Origin of the sequence: Streptomyces sp. NBC_00388, from assembly GCF_036061255.1 — a bacterium.
Lineage (GTDB): Bacteria > Actinomycetota > Actinomycetes > Streptomycetales > Streptomycetaceae > Streptomyces.
This window is the reverse complement of sequence record NZ_CP107948.1, coordinates 553,799-573,364: the sequence shown is the minus strand read 5'-3', so window position 1 is coordinate 573,364 and position 19,566 is coordinate 553,799. Positions and strand designations below refer to the sequence as shown.

Genomic DNA, 19,566 nt, shown 5'->3' with positions numbered 1-19,566 from the left:
CCGCGGCCCCGGCCATGGACATACGTGTGCGGCACTTGGACCTCCGTGCACGCGACTTGGCGGTCGCGGGCGCACGCCTCAGCCCCGCCCCGCCCCGGCGACGCGGCGGGCGATACGCACGATGTCGCCGGACGGCGCCGCCCGGTACGGGGGGTGGTCGCGGATCCAGCCGTCCTCGACGGCGTACCAGTCGATGTCCCGGGGAGCACGCTGCTCGGTCAGTGCGGTGTCCAGCTCCTGGAAGTAGGTCTTCCAGCGCAGTGTGTAGAGACCGCCGACCAGCCCCGCCCACTCGCGGTTCGCGTAGTCGCGCAGCCCGCCGTCGTCGGCCGCCGCGCGGCCGCCCCAGACGGTGAGGAGCGATACCGCGTCCCCGGCCAGCCGGTCCTTCTCGGCGCTGTCCGCGCCCCAGGAGCGCGCGTCGGCGATCCAGCGGCCCAGCAGGAACCGGTCGCCGGTGGCGACGGTCTCCTCCAGGAGTCCCATCCACACGAACCACTCCGCGGTGAGCCGCCGGAACTCCGCACGGTCGGCACTGTCGCAGGCGGCCTTGATCCGGGGCAGCAGGGTGCGGCTGTGGTGCGAGAGGGTCTGCCGGGTGACGTCGAGAAGGTCGTACCGGTAGGCGCTGCTGCGCCGCAACGAGGCGGGTACCGCGAGGAGTTCGGGCAGCGCGCGGGCGAACTCGGCAGTGTCGTAGCGCAGGCCGCCGGGGGACCAGGCCGCGCCGCTGCGGGCGGTCAGCGAGGGGCGGGCGCCGAAGAGGCCGTCCGGGGCCTCGCTCCAGCCGTCCTGACGGGTGGTCCCGTACGCCGTCCGGCGCAGGATGTCCCAGGCCGCGGCCGCGTGCCGGTCGGGCGCCCCGTACCGCTCGGCCGACCACCGGTCGAACCAGGCGGTGAGGGAGACGGGCCCGTCGCTCCAGGGCAGATCACTGAAGAGCGCGAAGGCGGCCGGGTTGTTGTCCGCACCCTCGGGCATCAGCGCGATCCCGTCGAGCGCGCTGCCCCGCCTGGTGCGCCACTTCTCGTACAGGGCGGTCCAGTCGGGGGTGTTGGCGCCCATGGTGGTGTGCCCGCCGAAGTTCCAGATCGAACCGAAGGCGTACGGCGTTCCGGCCCAGTCCTGCTCGCGGTCGGTCACCGTCGGATAGCGGTCCGAGAGGCCGTCCACGATGAACATCCGGGACTTGTCGACGGCGTCGATGATCTCGCGGCGGGGGTTGGTCTGCCAGCCGAGCACGTTCCAGAGGGCCCCGGGGTGTGCGGTGCGCAGGGCCTTCTCGACCGCCTTCGCGGCGTCGCCGACGGGGACGTCCCCGGGGTCCCCGCCCTCGTGCAGAAGGTCGACCTTGTACATGTCCGAGTCGCCGAGCAGGGCGCTCTGGATCCGGTAGAAGGTCTCGGCGACCCGCCCGAAGACAGCGGTCCGCGGATCCAGCCAGTCGGGGCGGGTGAAGCCGGTCCACGCGCCCTGCGGTACGACATGGGCGCCCGGGTTCCGGTCCGCGAAGCCGGGCGGGACCGTGCCGAAGTACCCGGGCAGTACCGGGGTCATGCCCAGCTCGCGCAGCCGCCCGGCGATCCGCTGCGCGAGCCGCAACCGCCGGTCCAGGAGCTGCTGGGACACCGGTCCGCCGAACGCCGACATGTTCTGCAGCAGCCACCACGGCTGATGCGCCGGCCCCGGGATCCACGACCTGAGCTCGGCGTCGCCGTAGCCGAACTCCCGGAATGTGCGGTGGTAGACGGTGTCCGCGCCCAGGTAGACCAGGACCTCGTTGTAGCCGTGCAGGGCCAGCACGTCGAGTTCGTGCTCCCAGTACTCCCAGCCGCTGTACGGGCCCGTGTAGCCGTCGCTGGTGTCGTTGAGGACGAACCGGTGCGCCACGTTGGCGGACTTGACCAGCGGCTCCCGCGGGGCGGGGAGCCGCCGGGGGAGACGGGTCTGCTCGCCGTTCCACGAGAAGTGCGCGTACGCCGTCTCTCTCAGGTAGTGGTGCACCCCGGTGAGCTGCACGGCGGGAGTGGTGCCCTCCACCAGGATCCGGCCGGCCGTCCCGGACACCCGGAAGGCGTCCGCGCCGTCCTTGGCCGGCACGGTGCGGAAGGTGACCTGGTCGCAGTGGCGGGGGAGGAGCCGCGCCAGCGCCCGGGCGGCGGGCGGCGGCGACGCCGCCTGTGCGGCGCCCTGTCCGGCGCCGAGTGCGGCGGTGGCACCGAGAGCGGTGAGGATCGTGCGTCGGCCGATGTCCATGGGGGCTCCCTGGAGGCAGTGGGACGGACGGGGATCACTGGCCGGGGATCTTAGGCCGGGTCGGGGACGGCCGGTCAAGGTGCGCGTACAGGGGAAGCCGGGTGTCCGTGCCCGGTCCGTCCCGCTCGCTCAGCGGGCGGGCGCCTCCCCGCCGGGGCCGTCCCACAGGCGAAGGCCCGCGGTGAGGCCGTGGACGCAGCGTGCCGCGAGCTCGGCGGGCCCGCCGGGACCGTGGTCCGGTGCGTCCGTGGTGGCCCAGACCTCGACGGCGACGCGCATCGCCGTGTTGGCTGCCGCGGAGGCCAGTCTGATCTCCAGTGGATCGGCTTCCCGGCCCGCCAGCGCGGCGAGGACCGGGGCGAGTTCCTGTTCGGCGTCGTGCGTCACCCGCAGCCATACGGAGAGCAGAGCCGGATGGGTCTCCATCGCCCGGATCAGCCCGCGCGTCCAGTGCAGGGCCTGGGCCTCGGCCTCGTCGTCCGGGGTGAGCGCCCGCAGCGCGGCCCTTTCGAGCGCCCGGGGCGCGGGCAGGTCACCCGGGCTGTCACGCAGATCGGCAATCCACTGCCTGACCCCGCTGGACAGCAGCGGGGCGACCGCGTCCTCCTTCGTCCTGAAGTACCGGTAGAAGGTGCGCAGCGCGATGCCCGAAGCGCGGGCGATGTCCTCGGCCGTGGTGGTGTCGGCGCCCTGTTCGGCGAAGAGGGCGGCGGCGGTGCGGGCGATCTCCAGCTGGGTCGCCGCCTTGCGCCGCTCGGTCAGTGAGGGCCGGGTGGCGGCCGTCCGGGACGTGTCTGGCATGTCCACAGGGTATGTCCCGATGCCCGCGATCCGCTTGATCTGCCTATGTGGCACAACGTGCCAGTTAGGCGTACCGTGCAGGAGACGGGCCCGGAGGCGAGCCCGGAACGGAGACAGGGACAATGAACCGCTTTGACGGACGCCGCGTACTGGTCACCGGTGGTGGCTCGGGCATCGGGCAGGCCACAGTGGCCCGCATCCTCGCCGAGGGCGGCACCGTCGTCGCCGCCGATATCGTCGAGGCGGGGCTCGGCGCCACCCGCGAGCAGGCGCGCGCCGCAGGGGTCGAAGACCGGCTCACCACAGTCGTCGCCGACATCTCGGACGAGGTGTCGGTGCACTCGGCCATCGGCACCGCCATCAGCGACCTCGGAGGCCTCGACGCGCTCGTCAACGCGGCCGGCATTCTGCGGTCGTCGCACACCGCCGACACCACCCTGGAGTTCTGGAACAGGATGCTGGCGGTGAACCTCACCGGCACCTTCCTGGTCACGCGCGAGGCACTGCCCGCCCTGCTGGCCGGCGGCAAGGGCGTGGTGGTCAACTTCAGCTCCACATCGGCGACCTTCGCGCACCCCTACATGGCGGCCTACGCCGCGACGAAGGGGGGCATACAGTCCTTCACCCACGCCATCGCCATCGAGTACGCCAAGCAGGGGCTGCGGGCCGTATGCGTCGCGCCTGGCTCGATCGCCTCGGGGATGACCAGCGACCCGGGCCTGCCGGCGGACGCCGACCTCAGCCTGCTCGCGAAGCTCTCCCCGGCCATCGGCCAGGGCTTCGCGGGGCCGGAGACAGTGGCCGGTGTGATCGCCATGCTCGCCTCCGACGACGGCGCGTTCGTCACGGGCACCGAGCTCCGTATCGACGGCGGTACCCACGCCTGACCTGCCCGGCGGGGACCGCAGCAGCCACCGCCGGCGGTCGTCCCGCACATCTCTCCACCGGGTGATCAACGAGCGGTGACTGCCGTCCGTGGGACAGACTGGGAGAACCGGACGAGGCGCCGTCGTGGCGCCGCGCCCTACCGCGCCGCCGCACCGGCACCGCAGGCGGCGCGGAGCGGTGGACGGTTCCCGGCGGACGAGGAGGGCATCCCGGTGGATACCGCAGGCGTGGAGTGGAGCGACGCGGTGTCCGGGGCACCCTGCTGGGTCAATCTGACCGCACGGGACCTGGCAGCCGCCCAGGACTTCTACGGCTCGGTGATGTCCTGGGACTTCCGGCCGGCGAAGCTCGGTGAGGAATTCAGCGTCGCCCTCCTGGACGGATCGCCGGTCGCCGGTATCGGCGCGCTCGCGCAGACCCTCCAGGTGGCTGTCGCCTGGACGCCCTACTTCGCCGTCTCCGACGCGGACGTGGCCGCCGCCCGGATCAGGGAGCGCAGTGGCACGGTGGCCATCGGGCCGGTCTCTCTCGTCTCCGGGCGGGGCGCACTGGCAGCGGACCGCGACGGAGCGGTCTTCGGTATCTGGGAGGGGCAGCTCCTCTCCGGCTGGGAGGCGTGGCGTGACAGCGCACCCGCGTGGATGCGGCTGCGTACCCGCAACGCCTTCGACGCGGCGATCTTCTACGGGGGAGTGCTCGACTGGGCCAGCGGGCTCCCCGGCAGCTGTGAGGTCGAGTACGAACAGGACGAGGTCGTGCTGCGCAGCGGCGGGCATGTGGTCGCCCGGCTCAGCTCGGGCGCGCTGGAGGCGGCGCGCGATCCCGCGATCCGGCCTCACTGGCAGGTGCACTTCCCGGTACGCGACGTGGCTGCCTGCGCGGAGGCGGCGCTCGCGCACGGCGGCACAGTGGTCGCCCGCCATGCGACACCCTCCGGTACGGAGGCGACGCTGCGCGACCCGGACGGCGGCCTCTTCACGGTGACCCCGCTGCACCCCGGGGACGTGGGTGCCAGGCTCTCGCCCGGCCCGGCCGAGTAGCAGGCCCCGGGTCCGGAACCCGGCCTGCCGGGTCACCGCATTCACGGCTTGCGCCGGAGTGCTCCGGCCGGTGCTCCCACGGCCGCACCGGCCGGCCCCGGCATGTGTCCCGCCCCGGCGGGGCGGACCCGGGCCGCCCTGTCCGCCGGAGGCTGAAGGTCATCGTCTCCCGGATGTGAACCGCTGTAGCGCCGCCGTCCCAGCGCGGTAACGCCGTCGTCCCCAGCAGGGGGCGACGGCTTCTTCGCGTGGCGCCGGATTCCCGGGGTGCCGTGCCGCCCCCGCCCTTGCACACCCTCAACACTCCTGTGTGCAGCTGTCGTTGGGCGTCACGTCGGTACCGTGTCTGCTCACTCTCCCCAGCAGGCAAGCCTTTGGCCATGGGATGCCCATCGGTCGCCCCCGAGAGTAAAACGCGCGTACAGACGACCCCGGTCATCTTGTTGACGTGTTCCTGGCGACCATAAGTTGTGGCCGCCCGGCTGCGTACCCCGCCGGCCCGGGCTGCAAGCGCACTCCCCCAGCTCCTCGTTCCCCCACAAGACGGAGGCAGAACGTTGTTGCGCAGATCCCTTTCCCTCACGGCGGTGGCCGGCATGGCCACCGCCGCGCTCGCCCTGGCCGCACCCATTGGTCAGGCGGCGCCCGCCTCGGGCTCATCCGCCCACGGCATCAAGGTCGCTCGCTCGTGTGCGCAGCCGACGAAGAAGGACTACATGGCGTGCAACGCACTCCATGTCACGTCCGGCACACCCGCGTCGGCGAATGCGGAGCGTAACCTCACCGCCGCCGCTGCTCCTTCGGGCCTCGGCCCGTCCTCGCTGCAGGCGGCGTACAAACTCCCCTCCGCCACCGCGGGTTCGGGAGCGACCGTCGCGATCGTCGACGCGTACGACGACCCGAAGGCCGAGTCCGACCTGGCGACCTACCGGTCGCAGTACGGACTCTCCGCGTGCACCACGGCCAACGGCTGCTTCAAGAAGGTCGGCCAGGCCGGTACGTCCTCGCTGCCCTCGGCGGACGGCGGCTGGGCCGAGGAGATATCCCTCGACCTGGACATGGTCAGCGCGGCCTGCCCCAACTGCAAGATCCTCCTGGTGGAGGCCACGTCCCCGACGATGGCCAACCTGGGCACCGCGGTCAACTCGGCCGTCAAGCTCGGCGCCAAGTACGTCTCCAACAGCTACGGCGGCGGCGAGTCCTCCTCCGACAGCTCGTACGACACCAAGTACTTCAACCACCCCGGTGTGGCCGTCACCGTGAGCTCCGGTGACGACGGCTACGGCGCCGAGTACCCGGCATCCTCGCGCTACGTCACCGCTGTCGGTGGTACGTCGCTCAAGACCGCTTCCTCCACCCGCGGTTGGGTGGACACGGTGTGGAGCGGCGCCGGATCCGGCTGCTCGGGCTACGACGCGAAGCCGACCTGGCAGAAGGACACCGGCTGCGCCAAGCGCACGGTCGCCGATGTCTCCGCCGTCGCCGACCCCAACACCGGCGTGGCCGTGTACGACACCTACAGCCCGGGAACCGGCTGGATGGTCTTCGGCGGCACCAGCGCGTCGTCGCCCCTGATCGCGGCGGTCTACGCACTCGCGGGCACCCCGTCGTCCGGCTCGACCCCGGCGTCGTTCCCGTACGCGCACACCGGCTCGCTCAACGACGTCACCAGCGGCTCGAACGGCAGCTGTGGCTCGTCGTACCTGTGCACCGGCAAGGCCGGCTATGACGGCCCGAGCGGCCTTGGCACCCCCAACGGAACCGCTGCCTTCACCGGCTGACGTCCGTTGCTCCGACTCCTCGCGGGGCGGTCCCTCACCGGACCGCCCCGCGAGGCTGTCCGCGTGCGGTGGCGCGGCTGAGCGGCGGCCCGTTCCCCGGGACCCGGCCCGTCAGTCCTCCGCCGGCGGCAGATACTCCAGCAGACCGCCCAGCGCACCGAGCACCAGCCGGGAGATCTCCTCCGGTGCGGCGCCTGCCAGCGGCTCCTTGGCCACCACCACCCGCATCAGGCCGATTCCGAGCAGCCATGCCATGGCCAGGTCCGCGCGCAGCAGGCTGTCCTCCTCGCCGGACAGCGTGGAAAGCGCCGCGGAGTACTCCTCTCCCAGCGCCTTGACCATGTCGCCCGCTCCGCCGCCGGTCCCGATCGACCGCAGATAGACCGCCAGCGGGAGGTCCGCCGCCTCTTTCCCGCCACCCGTGAGCATCCCCCGCAGCGCCGTGGCGAACAGCTGCTCCGGCGCCGTCGTACGTACCTGCTCCTGGCCCCCGGATGCCATCACCTCGGTGAGCAGCGCCTGCTTCGAGCCGAAGTACCGGAAGAGCAGGGCCTGGTTGACCCCGGCCTCCGCGGCGATCTCCCGCACGGTAGCGGCCTCGTATCCCCGTTCGGCGAAGAGCCTCGCTGCCGCTTCGGGGAGCAGTCGCCGCGTCCCCTGGGCGTCGCGGCGCCGCTCGGCGGGTCCGGTGCTGGGGCGTTCCGCCATGGTCGGCTCCTCCTCGGTGAGGCGTCAGCATAACGGCCGTATCCCGCCGTTGACGGTGCCCTGATGCCCGCCTACGGTTTGTAAGCAGGTGCTTACAAAAGAGGAGAGCAGTGTGACCACAGCCAGCACGGAACCTCTCGCCTATCCCTTCAACGCGGCCGAGGGCCTCGCCCTGGCCGAGGAGTACGAACAGGTACGCAACCAGCCGGGCCTGCTGCGGGTCCGCATGGCCTACGGCGAACCGGCCTGGCTCGTCACCCGTTACGAGGAGGCCCGCTTCGTCCTGGGCGACCTGCGCTTCAGCCGGGCCGAGGGCTACAAGCACGACGAACCCCGCCAGGGCGAGGGGCGCAGGGACAGCGGGATCCTGGGCATGGACCCGCCCGACCACACCCGGCTGCGCTCGCTGGTGGCCAAGGCCTTCACCGTCCGCCAGGTCGAGAAGCTCCGCCCCCAGGTGCGGGAGCTGACGGCTGGGCTGCTCGACCGGATGGAGGCCGCCGGGCCACCGGTGGACCTGGTGGAGGAGTACGCGCTGCCCATCCCGGTTGCCGTGATCTGCCGGATGCTGGGTGTACCGGAGCAGGACCGGCCGAAGTTCCGTGTCTGGAGCGACGCCGCGCTCTCGACGAGTTCGCTGACGGCCGAGGAGTTCGACGCCAACCGCGACGAACTCCGCGCCTATATGGCCGGATTGATCGCCCAGCATCGCGCCGATCCGCAGGATGACCTGATGACGGCCCTGATCGAGGCCCGGGACGGCGGCGACCGGCTGTCGGAGCTCGAACTGGTCGACCTCTGTGTCGGCATCCTCGTCGCCGGCCATGAGACGACCGCCAGCCAGATCCCCAACTTCGTCCACACGCTGCTCGACCACCCCGGGGAGTGGCAGCGGCTGGGGTCCGATCCGGCGCTCATCGACAGCGCGGTCGAGGAACTGCTCCGCTTCGTACCGCTGGGCAGCGGTGCGGGCCAGCCCCGGTACGCGAAGGAGGACATCGAGGTGGGCGGCACACTGGTGCGCGCGGGCTCTCCCGTCCTGGTCGCGGTGGGTGCGGCCAACCGGGACGCGCTGCGTTTCCCGGCCCCCGGCAAACTGGACCTCTCCCGCGCCACCAATCAGCACCTCGGTTTCGGACACGGAGTCCATCACTGCCTCGGTGCCCCGCTCGCCAGGCTCGAACTCCAGGAGGCGCTCGCCGCGCTCACCGCCCGCTTCCCGGATCTGAGGCTGGCGGGTGACCTCGTCTGGAAGGGCGAGATGCTGGTCCGGGGCCCCCGAGTCATGCCGGTGGGGTGGTGAGCGGATGACCTGGCACGTCGAAGTGGACCGGCAGCAGTGCATGGCGTCGGGGATGTGTGCGGGGGCCGCCCCCGACCTCTTCGTCCTCGACCACGACCGGGCCCGCGCACGCAGCAGCGACATCGCGGAGGACGAGCGGGCCCTGGACGCCGCGGACATCTGTCCGGCGATGGCCATCACGGTCCACGACGGGGAGAAGCCCATCGGGCCACGCGACTAGGAACTGTCCGGCGGGTCCTCGCGGGCTGATCCGCGGAGGTCGGCAGACCAGGGCCGGGCGCGCCATCGGCCGCCCGGGTCCCGTGCCCGGTTGCGGGCCGCCCCGCCAGGGCCGCGCGACCGGAGCCTCAGCGCTGCCCGGTCACCGGGCATGTACCCACGGGCATGCGCACACGGGTATGTACACACGGGTATGCGCACACGGGTATGCGCACACGGGCCTCCCGCCGGACACGCCGCCGCCCCGCCCCTCCTTCCGAGGTCCGGGGCGGCGGGGCACCTCTCAGATGCCGAGCAGCCACCGGGCCGCCGCGCCGAGTGCCGCGTCCGCCTCCGGCAGGACACCGGTGGCGCCGAGGAATCCGTGGAACATCCCCCGCTCCAGCCGTACTTCGGCCGGGACGCCGGCCTCGCGCAACTGCTCCGCGTAGCGGATCCCCTCGTCGCGCAGCGGGTCGCACTCGGGCAGTATCAGCAGGGCGGGGGGCAGCCCGGCCGGATCGGCGGCGCGCACCGGCGAGGCGCGCGGGTCCGCACCGTCGCCCTGCGGGCCGAGATACTGCTGCCAGTACCAGCGCATATGGGCGGTGGTGTGGAAGAACCCGGTGGCGTACTCGGTGGCAGAGGCCGTCTCCAGGCGGTCGTCCAGGGCCGGGTAGACCAGGAGCTGTGCGGCGATGGCGGGCCCGCCCGAGTCCCGTGCCGTCAGGGCGACGGCCGCTGCCAGATTGCCTCCGCTGGAGTCGCCGGCGACGACCACGCGGTCCGGGTCGCAGCGCAGCTCGCGGGCGCGCCCCGCTGCCCAGTCCAGGACGGCGTACGTGTCGAGCAGCGCGGCAGGGAAGCGGTGCTCGGGCGCGCGACGGTAGTCGACCGACATCACCAACGCGCCGGTGCGGGAGGCGAGTTCACGGCAGAGCCCGTCGTGCGTGTCCAGGTCGCACATCACCCAGCCACCGCCGTGGCAGAAGACGACGAGAGGCCTGCCGTCGGCCGTGCCGTCCGGGTCGGGATCGTAGATCCGTACGGGCACGGACGGGGCACCCGGCGGCCCCGGTGCGGCGGTGTCGCTCACCCGGGCGACCCCGGGGAGCCCGCGGACCGGTCCTGCCGAAGAGGCCCGGCGCAGGGCGGCCACGTCCAGGGGCCCGTCCGCCGGATCGGGGAAGCCGTGGGACAGCGCGTCGGCGAAGCGGCGCGCGGCGGGTGTGAGGCTCATCCGGTGGTCAGCCCCCCGTCCACGGTGAATTCGGCGCCCGTGATGTAGGAGGCGGCGTCGGAGGCCAGGAAACGGACGAGCTCGGCGACCTCGTACGGCCGGCCCATACGCCGCAGCGGCACCCGCGGGTGCTCCCGCCGGCCGGCGTCCTCACCCAGCGCCCCCGCGACCATCGGGGTGTCGACCATCCCCGGGTGCACCGAGTTGACCCGGATGCCGTCGGCCGCGAGATCCAGTGCGACGTGTTTGCTGAGTCCGCGCAGCCCGAACTTGCTGGATCCGTAGGCCGCGTGCTGGGCGATGCCGACCAGGCCCGCGGTCGACGAGATGTTGACGACGGACCCGCCGCCCGCCTTCCGGAGTTCGGGGAGCGCGGCCTTGATGCCCAGGAAGGGCCCGAGCAGATTGACGCGGAAGAGCAGCTCGAAGTTCTCCTGCGTCTCGGCATCGACCGGGGCCGTCCGCCACAGGGCCGCGTTGTTGACGAGGACGTCCAGCCGCCCGAAACGGTCTGCCGCCGTCGCGACCGCTGCCGCCCAGCTCTCCGCGTCGGTGACGTCGTGCCGGACGAACACGGCGGCGCCGCCCAGTCCGGCAGCGACTTCGCGCCCTTCGTCCTCGCGGACATCGGTGAGTACGACCCGTGCGCCCGAAGCCACGAACAGCCGTGCCTCGGCGGCTCCCTGGCCCCGGCCCGCACCGGTGATCAGGGCCACCTTGCCGTCCAGCCGGACGCCGCCCCCTGCCGCGTCCGCGTCCGCCGTCCGGGCGGTCACTTCCCGCCCTCCGTGGTGCGGAAGTGCGGGATGACCTTCTCGCCCCACTGGCGGATGGTCTCCATGCATGCCTCCTGCGGCACCGTCCCCATCTGGATCAGGCACATCACCTCGTCCACCCCTGTCTCGCGCAGCTTCTCGACATACGCGATGGCGGTCTCGGCACTGCCGTAGGCGTGGTCCGCGTTGTAGGTCCCGGTGTCGACCGGGCGAGCCGGGATATCGGCGTCGTGCAGCTTCGCTACCAGGGCGTCCCGGTCGCGCGCCATCACCGCCACATGGTCCTCGTCCTCGTCGTCGCCGGTGGGAGCGGGCGAGTTCCCGTACCAGTGCGCGATGGACTCGGCGAAGAAGCGCTGGCCCCGGGTCCCGATGCGCAGCGCGCGCTCCGCGTCGTCGAGGACGATCGTCGGGCAGAGCGCCGAGAAGTGGTCGTTGACCTCGGTGGACACGCACCGTTCGCCGGTCCTGGCCGCGATGGCCTTGTCGTACACCGCACGCATCGCACGGACGTCGTCGGCCCCGGCGAAGCCCATCACCAGTGCGCCGATGCCCAGTTCGGCGGCCAGTTTGAGGGTCTCGTGCTTGCTGCACGCCATGAAGAGCGGCGGGTGCGGGCCCTGGACAGGGCGGGGCAGCACGGCGCCGGGGCCGATGTCGATGGAGCCGTGCCACTCGAACTGCTCCTCCCGCCACGCGGCGGAGAAGATCCGCAGCGCCTCCTCCATCTGCGGGTAGGTGTCCTCGGGGCGCACCCCGTACATGGACATCTCCTGCTTCGTCGCACCGCGTCCCGAGCCGATGTCGACGCGCCCGCCGGAGAGCACGTCGAGCATGGCCGCGCGCTCGGCGACCCGGACCGGGTGCTGGTAGCCGAAGGGCATGGTGACGACGCCGTGCCCGATCCGGATGCGGGAGGTCCGGGCGGCGACCCAGGTCAGGAAGATCTCGGACGCGCTCATGTGCGCGTACTGCGTGAGCGAGTGGTGCTCGACCGCCCAGATCCGGTCGAATCCCATCTCCTCGGCGTACACGGCCTGTTCGACGCAGTCGTGGATGACCCGGCGTTCGCGCTCCGGGGTCGGGTTCGAGAGCTGTGCCTCGAAGATCATGGAGAACTTCACGGAATGCCTCCGAGTATTTCGATTAGGAATACTTCTATCAGGCATAGATGTCCGACGGAAGGGGCCGGGTCCGGCACTGGGACGCGATGGGCCGCCGCGGCGCAGTGGGACGCGGCCGGACCGTAGACTGCGGGACGTGGCGGAGAAGCGGACGAGCAGCGAACAGAGCGGCGAGCAGGGTGGCGAGCAGGGCTCTGAGCCCGGCGGGCCGGCGCTCCCGGCGACCAGTTGGGCCGTGCTCGGGCTGCTCTCCTTCGGTGAGGAGCTGTCCGGCTACGACCTCAAGAAGTGGTCGGACTGGTCACTGCGGTTCTTCTACTGGAGCCCGTCGTTCTCGCAGATCTACGGTGAGCTCAAGCGGCTGGAGAAGGTCGGCTATGTGACGTCCCGGATGGTCGCGCAGGAGACCGGGAACCGGGACAAGCGCGTCTACGCCATCACCGCGGGCGGAATGGACGCTGTGCGGACCTGGGCGCGCGAGGCACCCGTCGAGCCGCCCGTGCTCAAGCACGGCGTCATGCTCAGGATCTGGCTCGGCCACCTGCTGGAGGGTCAGCAGATGCGCGATGTGCTGGGCACCCACCGCGAGTACGCGGAGAAGATGCGGCAGCGCGCCGAGGTGGACATCGCCGGGGCGCGGGAGGAGGAGGCGTGGGCGTACCCCATGCTCACCCTCAAGTGGGCCGAGCGGTACTACGCATCGGAGCGTGACCTCGCCGACTCGATGCTGACCGACCTGGAGGAGCTGGAGCACAGGCGGCCGTAGCCCCGCCTGAAGTACAGCAGCGGCTCGGCGTCACCGTGCCGCTCCAGTGCGGTGACCCGGCCGAGCGCGATCAGATGGTCCCCGCCGGGGAAGGTGCCCGCGAGGTCGCATTCGACGGTGGCCAGTGCTCCGTCGAGCAGCGGGGCCCCGTTGGCGCCGGGGTGCCAGCCCACGCCCTGGAACTTCTCCTTCCCGGTCACCGCGAACTGCCTGCACAGGTCCTGCTGTCCGGCCGCCAGGATGTTCACGGCGAAGCGGCCCGCCGCGCGGATGTGCGGCCAGGTCGTCGAGGTGAGAGCCGGGCAGAAGCAGATCAGTGGCGGCTCCAGGGAGACCGGTGAGAAGGACTGCACGGCCATGCCCGCGGGGCGGCCGTCGGCCCGGACTGCGGTGACGACCGCGACTCCGGTGCAGAAACGGCCGAGGACCTCCCGCATGGAGTCGTCGGATCCCGGAGTGGGGTGAGGGGTGAGGGTCGGCATGCTGCGCCTCCTATATTCCTACTAGGTATATGCCTAACCGAAACATGTGTGATTGGATACCGGCCACGCTCGCACGTCAAGTAGGGAGGGTCATCATCAGCGCACACCAGGTGCCACCACCCACCACCCTCGCGCAGCTGGCGGACTTCTCGGCCCGCGCGTACCGGGGTCGCGAAGCCCTCGCCGACGGAGAGGTCCGCTGGAGTTTCGGACAGCTGAATGACGCGGCCCGCGCCGCGGCGCGTGCCGTCATCGCCCACGGTGTGGAACCGGGCGACCGGGTGGCCGTCTGGGCCTCCAACAGCCGGGAATGGATCTCGGCCGCCCTCGGCCTGCTCGCCGCCGGCGCCGTGCTCGTCCCCCTCAATACCCGGTACAAGGCAGCCGAGGCCGCCGACATCATCCGGCGCAGTGGCGCCCGCACCCTGCTCACCGAACGCGGCTTCCTCGGCATCGACTACGTGGCCATGCTGAGCGACTCGGGAGAGGACCTCGGCCGCCTCGAATCCGTCGTCGTACTCCGGGGCGGGGCGACCGGATCCGCGGTGAGCTGGGCCGACTTCCTCGCGCGCGGCCGTGACGTCTCCGAGGCCCTGCGATCGGACCGCGCAGCGGCCGTCCGCCCCGACGACCTCGCGGACATCCTCTACACCTCCGGAACCACCGGGCACCCCAAGGGCGTGATGGGCACCCACCGGCAGGTACTCGCCGGAATCGAGGCCTGGTCGGAGGCTGTCACGCTGCGCCCCGGCGACCGCTACCTCCTGGTCAACCCCTTCTTCCACACCTTCGGGTACAAGGCCGGGTTCGTCGCCTGTCTGCTGCGCGGCGCCACCATGGTCCCCGAGGCGGTCTACGACGTGGACCGGGTACTGCGCCGCGTCGCGGACGAGCGCATCAGTGTGCTGCTGGCCCCGCCGACCGTCTTCCACGAGCTGGTCCGCCACCCGCACCTCGCCGGTCACGACCTCGGTGCCCTCCGTCTCGCGGGGACCGGGGCTGCCGCAGTGCCGGTCTCGCTCGTCGACGAGATACGTGAACGGCTCGGCGTGCCGGGGCTGTTCACGGCCTACGGACTCACCGAGTGCATGGGCGTCGTCGCGGTCTGCCCTGTCGACGCCGACGCGTGGAGCATCTCGCACTCCGTCGGCCTGCCGCTGCCCGGGACCGAGATCCGTGTCGTCGGCCCCGGCGGTCCGGACGGCGGGACACTCCCCGTGGGCGGCGTGGGGGAGATCGCCGTACGCGGCCCCCAGGTCATGTGCGGCTATCTCGACGACCCGCAGGCGACCGCCCGCGTCCTGGACGGCGACGGCTGGCTGTACACCGGTGACATCGGCGTACTCGACGCACGCGGTTACCTCTCGATCACCGACCGGCTCAAGGACATGTACGTCGTCGGCGGCTTCAACGCGTATCCCGCCGAGGTCGAGAATGTCCTGCGCGGCCACGCGCTCATCAGCGAGGCGGCAGTGGTCGGCGCCCCCGACGAACGGCTCGGCGAGGTCGGCGTCGCCTATCTCGTCACCGAGGACGGACAGTGCCCCGACCCGGCCGAACTCACCGCGTGGACACGGGAGCGGCTCGCCAACTTCAAGGTGCCGCGCCGTTTCCACGTCATCCCGGAGCTGCCGAGGAACGCGGGCGGCAAGATCCTCAAGGCCGGACTGCGCCGTGCCGCCCGGGAGGACGTCCTGCACCACCAGCCGGAGGGAGAGAGCGGATGAGGCTCGGCGAAGAGCACCAGGAGCTGCGCACGGCCGTACGGTCGCTGCTGGCCCGGCACGAAGGGGCCGCCGCCTGGGGGCCGCTGACCCGGCAGATCGGCGCGGCCGGGCTCGCCGTTCCTGAGGAGCACGGCGGCGCGGGCTGCGGCCCCGTCGAGGTCCACGTGGTCATGGAGGAGCTGGGACGGGTGCTCGCCCCGCTCCCTTACCTGGGCTCCGCTGTCCTCGCCACCCAGGCACTACTCGCCGCGGGCGACACGGAACTGCTGCCCGTGCTGGCGGACGGCCGGGCCACCGGGACGCTCGCCTGGGCGGAGAACGGGTCGTGGTGCCCGGAGGACGTACACGCCCGGGCCGTGCACGGCCCGGGCGGCTGGCGGATCACCGGGGTCAAGGAACACGTCCTGGACGGGGCCGGCGCCGGGGTCCTGCTGGTCGTGGCCCGCACCGACGCCGGGCTCGCGCTGTTCCACGTCCCGCCGGAGTCCGGGGGCGTCACCCGCACGGCGCTCACCACCATGGACCTGACCAGGCCGCAGGCGACGCTCAGCTTCGACGGGGCCGAGGCCCGCGCGGTCGGCGGCGACGCCGGGCAGGCCCTCGCCCGGGTCAGGGACCTGGCCTGCACGGCGCTGGCAGCCGAGCAGGTCGGAGCGGCGGAACGCTGCCTCGAAATCACCGTCGCCCATGTGAAGGACCGTGTGCAGTTCGGCCGGCCGATCGGCTCGTTCCAGGCCGTGAAACACCGGCTCGCCGACGCCTTCGTACGCGTCGAGTCCGCGCGCTCCGCGGCGCTCGGCGCCTCCTGGGCAGCCGCGGACGGCTCGCCTGACCTGCCCCGCTACGCGGCCGTGGCCAAGTCCGTCTGCTCCGAGGCGTTCTCCGCCGTGGCCGGGGAGATGATCCAGCTCCACGGCGGGATCGGCATCACCTGGGAGCACGACGCCCACCGCTACTTCAAGCGGGCCCACGGCTCGGCCCAGCTCCTCGGCTCGCCGGCCCGGCACCGCGGCCGGATGGCCGAGTCCGTGATCGGACCGTGCGGCCCCGGCGCCGGCCGCTCTGCCTGATACGGCGCGGCCCGCGGGTGGCCGCGGCGCCGGCCGGACCTCATCCCCCAGCGATCGTTTGGCAGGTGTATGCGTCATGAGCAGTACCGAGACCTTCCGCTCCGGATTCCGTACGTGGCTGCGGTCCGCGCTCACCGGCGAATTCGCCGCGCTGAAGGGGCGCGGCGGACCCGGCCGCGAGCACGAGGCCTTCGCCGAACGGCTGGCCTGGGAACGGCACATGGCGGCCGACGGCTGGACGTGTATCGGCTGGCCGCCCGCGTACGGCGGACGCGGCGCGACGCTGGAGGAGCAGGTCGCCTTCCACGAGGAGTACGCCCTGGCCGATGCCCCGGCCCGGGTGGGACACATCGGGGAGCAGCTTCTCGGCCCCACGCTCATCGCCTTCGGGACGGCCACGCAGCGGGAGCGCTTCCTCCCGGGCATCAGGTCCGTCGGTGAACTGTGGTGCCAGGGCTACAGCGAACCCGGCGCCGGGTCCGATCTGGCCGGCGTCCGTACCCGCGCCGAACGGGACGCGGACGGCTGGTCGGTCACCGGGCAGAAGACCTGGACCTCGCTCGCCCATGAGTCCCAGTGGTGCTTCCTGGTCGCCCGTACCGGGCCGGGCACGCGCCGGCACGCGGGCCTCTCCTGTCTGCTGGTGCCCATGGGGCAGCCGGGGGTCGAGGTGCGGCCCATCACTCAGCTGACCGGCACCAGTGAGTTCAACGAGGTCTTCTTCGACGGGGCCCGCACCGGTGCGGACAACATCGTGGGGGAGCCGGGCGACGGCTGGAAGGTGGCCATGGCCACCCTCGGCTTCGAGCGCGGTGTCTCCACACTGGGCCAGCAGGTCGGGTTCCGGCGCGAGCTCCAGGAGCTGATCACCCTGGCGCGCCGCAACGGGGCGGCGGACGACCCGCTCGTCCGCGACCGGCTGGCCCGTGCCTGGACGGGCCTTGAGATCATCCGGTTCAACGCGCTGCGGATGCTCGACGGCGCCGCCGCCGGCGCCCCCGGCCCCGACGCGTCCATCAGCAAGATCTACTGGGCGACGTGGCACCGGGAGCTCGGCGAACTGGCCATGGACGTCTGCGGCGCGGGTGGCATGCTGGCCGACGGGGCGCCGTACGAACTCGGCGACTGGCAGCGGCTGTTCCTCTTCTCGCGCGCCGACACGATCTACGCGGGATCCAACGAGATCCAGCGCAACATCATCGCGGAGCGGGTGCTCGGCCTGCCGAAGGAGGCGACGGCCTGACCGCGAGGGGCTCCGCCGCGGCGCCGCGGCGGAGCCGCTACCGCAGCAGCCTCGCGCGGAGCCTGCGCAGCGTCCCGACGTCCAGACCGAGCCCCTTCGTGAGGTAGGCGCCGAAACTGCCGTACCGCCGGCCGGCCTCGGTGAGTGCGGCGCCCAGGTAGTCCTTGCGGACCTCCTGCAGCGGGACGATCAGCTGCGGATCCCGCATGATCCCCGACTTCCTCAGGCCTTCGCGGGTCCGCATGTCGGCGGTCCTGCGGATGCCGTTGGAGAGCAGATAGTCCGCCTCGGCCGTGCGGGCGGGGACGCCTGCCGCGCGCAGCAGGACGTAACTCATCCACCCGGTGCGGTCCTTGCCCGACGTGCAGTGGAAGAGCAGGGGCAGCCCCTTGCCGTCGGCGACGGAGGCGAGGACCCGGGCGAACTGCCGCCTGGCCCCCGCCTCGGTGACGAAGGTGCGGTAGATCCGCCGCATGGTCGCGGCGCCCAGGCCGTGTCCCAGCGCCTTCTGCTGTGCGGCCGGGTCACGGCTGCCGATGGCCGCCGTCGTCCGCTCGTAGAGTCCGGTGTCGTCGATCGGCAGTGCTACGGCGGACACCCCCTCCGGCAGCCGGTCGGCGCCGTCCGTCCTGACTTCGAGGGGCAGCCGGAAGTCGACGACCGACCCGAGCCCGAGCTTCGAGACCGCGGTCAGGTCGGCGGGGGTGAGCTTGCCGAGTGCGTCGCCGCGGAAGACGACCCCGTAGCGCAGCTGTTTGCCGTCGTCGGTCCGGTATCCGCCCAGGTCACGCACGTTGACGGCGCCCTTGAGCGCGATACGCCCTGCGGCGGGTGACGTCTCGTGCGAGCCGACGGCGGGGTGCGGGGAACGCGTGGCGGGTCCGGAACACCCGGTGACCACCAGGGTCGTGCTGAGTACGGCCGTGACGGCGCGGGTCAGGGTCCGGCTTCGGTTCGGGGTACAGCGCATCGGAGCGACTCCCAGAGGGCGGGGGCGGGGTGGCATGCGGGGCCGGAGCGGTGCGGACGCGCAGCGCAGTGCGGCCGGGCCGCCCGGCGCCGGGCAGAGACCCGGACGGAGCAGGGCTGTGCACGGCACCGGGGGCGGGGCCGCTCGGGCGGCCCGCGCCGTACGGGCAGCGGCGACCGGCGGCCCCGTGGGGCTGGGGGCCGGGCGTCTCCGCTGCTCCGCCCGGTGCGGCGGACGGGTACTGGACGGGAAGGTAGCAGCGGATCAACGCCCCCGGGAGGTGCCGTCGGCGCCGACCGTGCGGGATTCCCACTCAGCGGGAGAAGCCGCTCGGCCGCTCGGGGTGGCCCGGCCTAGCCTCGGCGCACTGTCCCACCAGCCCGTCCCATCACCCCCGCGGAGGACCGCCCATGCTCACGGCCAGTGAACGGCAGACCGCCGCCGACGCCCTCGGCGCTGCCGAGCGGGACCGGCAGCCCATCGCCCCGCTGACCGAGCGCTTCCCGGGAATCGACACCGAGGACGCGTACGAAATCCAGTTGCTCGGCATCGGCCGCCGGGTCGCCGGGGGGGCCGAGGTGCACGGTCACAAGGTCGGACTGTCCTCACCGGTCATGCAGCGCATGATGGGCGTCGGCGAACCGGACTACGGCCACCTCCTGGATGACATGCGCCTCTCACAGGACCGCCCGGTCCCCGCCGACCGGTACTGCGCGCCGCGTATCGAGGCCGAGGTCGGCTTCGTACTGGGCGACGACCTGCCGGGCGAGGGCTGCACCGTGGCGGACGTACTCGCCGCCACCGAACGCGTCGTCCCCGCGATCGAGTTGATCGACAGCCGGATCGCCGACTGGCGCATCGCCATCGCCGACACCGTCGCCGACAACGCGTCGTCCGCCGGATTCGTCACCGGCGACGGCCGCGACCCGCGCGAACTGGACCTCAAGTCCATCGACGCCGTACTGCGACGCGGCAGTCAGCGACTCGCCGAGGGCCGGAGCGACGCCGTACTGGGCGACCCCGCGGCCTCCGTCGCCTGGCTGGCCCGCACCGTGGCCCGCTTCGGCGTCCCGCTGAGGAAGGGCCATCTGATCCTGCCCGGCTCCTGCACCCGCGCGGTCGACGTCACCGCCGGGCACACCTACACCGCCGACTTCACCGGGCTCGGCCCGGTCTCGCTCTCCTTCATCTGA

The 19,566-nt window shown here is 72.3% G+C and carries 18 protein-coding genes; 10 read left to right on the top strand and 8 right to left on the bottom strand.

The features are described from left to right. Nucleotides 1–78: 78 nt before the first annotated feature. Nucleotides 79–2,256, bottom strand: a complete 2,178-nt coding sequence (locus OG917_RS02685) for an alpha-N-acetylglucosaminidase (protein ID WP_328315874.1) — start codon at nt 2,254–2,256, stop codon at nt 79–81. A gap of 129 nt (nt 2,257–2,385) precedes the next feature. Beyond that, entirely contained in the window at nt 2,386–3,057 is a 672-nt protein-coding gene (locus tag OG917_RS02680) for a TetR family transcriptional regulator (RefSeq protein ID WP_328315873.1), read from the bottom strand. A gap of 122 nt (nt 3,058–3,179) precedes the next feature. Between OG917_RS02680 and OG917_RS02675 the strand changes: the two genes are divergently transcribed. From OG917_RS02675 to OG917_RS02665, 3 genes are all read left to right on the top strand, one after another. Further along, the gene (locus OG917_RS02675; RefSeq protein ID WP_328315872.1) at nt 3,180–3,944 is read left to right on the top strand and encodes an SDR family NAD(P)-dependent oxidoreductase; all 765 of its coding nucleotides are present in this window, start codon (nt 3,180–3,182) and stop codon (nt 3,942–3,944) included. A gap of 207 nt (nt 3,945–4,151) precedes the next feature. Further along, the gene (locus OG917_RS02670; protein ID WP_443059052.1) at nt 4,152–4,985 is read left to right on the top strand and encodes a VOC family protein; all 834 of its coding nucleotides are present in this window, start codon (nt 4,152–4,154) and stop codon (nt 4,983–4,985) included. A gap of 560 nt (nt 4,986–5,545) precedes the next feature. Next, nucleotides 5,546–6,766: a S53 family peptidase gene (locus tag OG917_RS02665; protein WP_443058899.1), complete on the top strand. Its 1,221-nt coding sequence runs from the start codon at nt 5,546–5,548 to the stop codon at nt 6,764–6,766. A 111-nt stretch (nt 6,767–6,877) separates the two neighbouring features. Here the strand turns inward: OG917_RS02665 and OG917_RS02660 are convergent, their stop codons facing one another. Continuing rightward, entirely contained in the window at nt 6,878–7,474 is a 597-nt protein-coding gene (locus tag OG917_RS02660; protein WP_328315870.1) for a TetR/AcrR family transcriptional regulator, read from the bottom strand. Between the two features lie 112 nt (nt 7,475–7,586). On the opposite strand from OG917_RS02660, the gene OG917_RS02655 reads away from it, so the two are divergent. Further along, the gene (locus tag OG917_RS02655) at nt 7,587–8,777 is read left to right on the top strand and encodes a cytochrome P450 (protein WP_328315869.1); all 1,191 of its coding nucleotides are present in this window, start codon (nt 7,587–7,589) and stop codon (nt 8,775–8,777) included. A 4-nt stretch (nt 8,778–8,781) separates the two neighbouring features. Then, the gene (locus OG917_RS02650) at nt 8,782–8,997 is read left to right on the top strand and encodes a ferredoxin (RefSeq protein ID WP_328315868.1); all 216 of its coding nucleotides are present in this window, start codon (nt 8,782–8,784) and stop codon (nt 8,995–8,997) included. Between the two features lie 282 nt (nt 8,998–9,279). Here OG917_RS02650 and OG917_RS02645 read toward each other — a convergent pair whose 3' ends face one another. From OG917_RS02645 to OG917_RS02635, 3 genes are read right to left on the bottom strand one after another with little or no spacing between them, the layout of a single operon-like run. Continuing rightward, the gene (locus tag OG917_RS02645) at nt 9,280–10,215 is read right to left on the bottom strand and encodes an alpha/beta hydrolase (protein ID WP_328315867.1); all 936 of its coding nucleotides are present in this window, start codon (nt 10,213–10,215) and stop codon (nt 9,280–9,282) included. Then, nucleotides 10,212–10,991, bottom strand: a complete 780-nt coding sequence (locus tag OG917_RS02640; RefSeq protein WP_328315866.1) for an SDR family NAD(P)-dependent oxidoreductase — start codon at nt 10,989–10,991, stop codon at nt 10,212–10,214. Before OG917_RS02640 ends, OG917_RS02645 begins: the two co-directional genes overlap by 4 nt. Continuing rightward, a complete protein-coding gene (locus OG917_RS02635; RefSeq protein ID WP_328315865.1) occupies nt 10,988–12,115 on the bottom strand; it encodes an LLM class flavin-dependent oxidoreductase in 1,128 nt (375 codons plus the stop codon). The genes OG917_RS02640 and OG917_RS02635 overlap by 4 nt, the downstream gene beginning before the upstream one ends. A 235-nt stretch (nt 12,116–12,350) precedes the next feature. Here OG917_RS02635 and OG917_RS02630 point away from each other — a divergent pair, with 235 nt between their 5' ends. Next, nucleotides 12,351–12,881, top strand: a complete 531-nt coding sequence (locus OG917_RS02630; protein ID WP_328321609.1) for a PadR family transcriptional regulator — start codon at nt 12,351–12,353, stop codon at nt 12,879–12,881. Here OG917_RS02630 and OG917_RS02625 read toward each other — a convergent pair. Further along, nucleotides 12,809–13,363, bottom strand: coding sequence for a flavin reductase family protein (locus OG917_RS02625; protein ID WP_328315864.1), 555 nt, complete (start codon nt 13,361–13,363; stop codon nt 12,809–12,811). The genes OG917_RS02630 and OG917_RS02625 overlap by 73 nt on opposite strands. 110 nt (nt 13,364–13,473) lie before the next feature. Here OG917_RS02625 and OG917_RS02620 point away from each other — a divergent pair, with 110 nt between their 5' ends. From OG917_RS02620 to OG917_RS02610, 3 genes are all read left to right on the top strand, one after another. Next, nucleotides 13,474–15,090 (top strand): FadD3 family acyl-CoA ligase, encoded by a 1,617-nt coding sequence (locus OG917_RS02620; protein ID WP_328315863.1) that lies wholly within the window; start codon nt 13,474–13,476, stop codon nt 15,088–15,090. Then, nucleotides 15,087–16,160 (top strand): acyl-CoA dehydrogenase family protein, encoded by a 1,074-nt coding sequence (locus OG917_RS02615; protein ID WP_328315862.1) that lies wholly within the window; start codon nt 15,087–15,089, stop codon nt 16,158–16,160. The genes OG917_RS02620 and OG917_RS02615 overlap by 4 nt, the downstream gene beginning before the upstream one ends. 76 nt (nt 16,161–16,236) lie before the next feature. Further along, complete coding sequence (locus tag OG917_RS02610; RefSeq protein ID WP_328315861.1) at nt 16,237–17,403, top strand: acyl-CoA dehydrogenase family protein; 1,167 nt, start codon at nt 16,237–16,239, stop codon at nt 17,401–17,403. 37 nt (nt 17,404–17,440) lie between these two features. Here OG917_RS02610 and OG917_RS02605 read toward each other — a convergent pair whose 3' ends face one another. Continuing rightward, entirely contained in the window at nt 17,441–18,373 is a 933-nt protein-coding gene (locus tag OG917_RS02605; RefSeq protein ID WP_328315860.1) for a tyrosine-protein phosphatase, read from the bottom strand. Nucleotides 18,374–18,783: 410 nt separating this feature from the next. On the opposite strand from OG917_RS02605, the gene OG917_RS02600 reads away from it, so the two are divergent. Continuing rightward, nucleotides 18,784–19,566, top strand: coding sequence for a 2-keto-4-pentenoate hydratase (locus tag OG917_RS02600; RefSeq protein WP_328315859.1), 783 nt, complete (start codon nt 18,784–18,786; stop codon nt 19,564–19,566).